The sequence below is a fragment of the Bacillus cereus group sp. BfR-BA-01379 genome, from assembly GCF_022663605.1.
GTDB lineage: Bacteria > Bacillota > Bacilli > Bacillales > Bacillaceae_G > Bacillus_A > Bacillus_A mobilis.
Map to the genome: position 1 here is coordinate 1 of NZ_JAKUFT010000162.1, position 1,364 is coordinate 1,364.

Sequence of the window (1,364 nt, forward strand, 5' to 3'; positions counted from 1 at the left end):
TTCGCTATGGAGCGGTGGCAATCGTACTGATTGTATTGTTGTTAGCGAAAGAAGGAAGGCAGGCATTTCGTTTAGAGGGAAGAGGAAAGTTACTCGTCTTTTTCGGGATGATGGCGTTTACTGTATATAATGTACTTATATTTTTAGGTCAAATGTTAATGGGGAAATCAGGTGTGATGGTAGCCTCCATTATGGAAGCACTTATGCCGATGATTTCTATTTGTATTCTATGGGGATATAAGCATGTAAAACCGAAAAAGTATATGATAACGAGTATGATTATCGCTTTTGTAGGAGCTATATTTGTTATTACAAAAGGTGATATGGGTTTCTTTTTAACGTTGAAAGATAACATGTTTTCACTAGCATGTATATTTGTTGGAGTTGTAGGCTGGGTTATTTATACGATGGGTGGTCAAACGTGTAGCGATTGGTCAACATTACGTTATTCTACGTTGACGTGTGTATTCGGTACGACTGTCACAGGGATTATAACTGTAATTATTACATCGCTTGGATATGTATCGATTCCGAGTATGGGAACGATTTCTATCGTGAAATATGATTTATTGTTTATGATGACATTACCGGGAATCGTAGCGTTACTCGCTTGGAATTATGGTGTGAAGATTTTATCATCTATTAATGGGATTTTATTTATTAACTTTGTACCGATTACGACTTTAATGATTATGATGATGCAAGGATACAAAATAACGATGTTTGATATTGTAGGAACTTTACTTGTTATTGCAGCACTTATTCGCAATAACGTTTGTCAGAGAAAAGAAAAAAATATAAATAAGAAGGTTTTACAAGAAGAGCAATTACGCCAAGCTGTTTAGTAGGCAATTGGAGGATTTCACATGTTAGAAAGTGTATTGTTTTTCTTTGCTGTCGGAGTTGCTTGTGAGCTTGCAGCGATTAACCGAAATGGTCGTAAGAAGATAAAACAACAAGCTGAAATGATACAGCTCTTAAAAGAGTTAAAAGAAAGAAACATTTAAAAAGACGACCGGGCATAGACGGTCGTCTTTTTCTATATAAAGGGGAAAGGGGACACAAAGTTATACAAGCGTAGCAGCGTAAATAAAAGCAGTAAGAAGAAGAGAGCCGCTAGCTAATCCTAAAAAATCTAATTTGTTAAAAGTGATATTGTTCATAATGAATTCTCCTTACTTGTTTAATGTAGAAGAAACAGCTTTTGCGTCGATTAGAGCGGAAAATACCGTGCCCATTGTATTTAAAAAATTGTTCGTTTTCATCTTGTTCATCATATTGATCCGCTCCTTTTCGAATAGTTGTTGTTTCCTTCTGACTTAATTGTATGAAATATTGCAAGAAGTAACTATCGAATTAGCTTA

General features: G+C 35.2%; 3 protein-coding genes. 2 read left to right on the forward strand and 1 reads right to left on the reverse strand.

Going from position 1 to position 1,364, the window contains the following annotated elements:
- Positions 1 to 845 (forward strand): DMT family transporter (locus MR113_RS27110; protein ID WP_242257471.1); only part of this gene is annotated, 845 nt, incomplete at its 5' end.
- Positions 846 to 866: 21 nt separating this feature from the next.
- Positions 867 to 1,007: a YrzO family protein gene (locus MR113_RS27115; protein ID WP_061677922.1), complete on the forward strand. Its 141-nt coding sequence runs from the start codon at positions 867 to 869 to the stop codon at positions 1,005 to 1,007.
- Between the two features lie 60 nt (positions 1,008 to 1,067).
- Here MR113_RS27115 and MR113_RS27120 read toward each other — a convergent pair whose 3' ends face one another.
- Positions 1,068 to 1,163, reverse strand: coding sequence for a DUF3948 family protein (locus tag MR113_RS27120; RefSeq protein WP_001060007.1), 96 nt, complete (start codon positions 1,161 to 1,163; stop codon positions 1,068 to 1,070).
- Positions 1,164 to 1,364: the final 201 nt, after the last annotated feature.

Excerpts from the sequence above, each read along its gene's own strand:
- MR113_RS27115 (WP_061677922.1), top strand. The coding sequence starts at position 867 with ATGTTAGAAAGTGTATTGTTTTTCTTTGCTGTCGGAGTTGCTTGTGAG.
- MR113_RS27120 (WP_001060007.1), bottom strand. The coding sequence starts at position 1,163 with ATGAACAATATCACTTTTAACAAATTAGATTTTTTAGGATTAGCTAGC.